This window comes from Nonomuraea rosea (assembly GCF_039539705.1).
In the GTDB taxonomy this organism is placed as follows: Bacteria; Actinomycetota; Actinomycetes; order Streptosporangiales; family Streptosporangiaceae; genus Nonomuraea; species Nonomuraea rosea.
Genome location: NZ_BAABDQ010000166.1, coordinates 1 through 584, shown reverse-complemented (window position 1 = coordinate 584; position 584 = coordinate 1). Strand labels below are relative to the sequence as shown.

Genomic DNA, 584 nt, shown 5'->3' with positions numbered 1-584 from the left:
ACGGCCGGCGTGCACGGCTTCGACGTCACCACCCAACCGGCGGACGTACGCGAGTCGATCAGCCTCACCGGGCAGTTCGCCGCCGTCGACGAGATCCTCACCGGCCGGGAGAACCTCGTGCTGGTCGCCAAACTGCGGCACCTCAAGAACCCCGGCAAGATCGCCGACGACCTGCTGACGCGGTTCTCGCTGACCGACGCCGGCGGGCGAAAGGCGTCCACCTACTCCGGCGGCATGCGCCGCCGCCTCGACATCGCGATGAGCCTCATCGGCAACCCGCCGATCATCTTCCTCGACGAGCCCACCACCGGGCTCGACCCCGAGGCGCGCATCGAGGTGTGGCAGACCGTCAAGGAGCTCGCCGACCGGGGAACGACCGTCCTGCTCACCACCCAATACCTGGACGAGGCCGAACAACTCGCCGACCGGATCGCGATCCTCCACGAGGGCCGCATCATCGTCAACGGCACCCTGGCCGAGCTCAAGCAACTGCTCCCGCCCGCCAAGGTCGAATACATCGAAAAGCAGCCGACCCTCGAGGACGTCTTCCTCTCCCTCGTCGGCACCAAGGCCTAAGGAACCAC

Annotated in this window: 1 protein-coding gene; it reads left to right on the top strand. The window is 67.3% G+C overall.

The window, feature by feature from the left end; genetic code table 11:
- Window positions 1–576, top strand: a 576-nt coding sequence (locus ABEA43_RS67930; RefSeq protein WP_345581664.1) for an ABC transporter ATP-binding protein, incomplete at its 5' end; no start/stop codon positions are given.
- Between the last annotated feature and the right edge of the window lie 8 nt (window positions 577–584).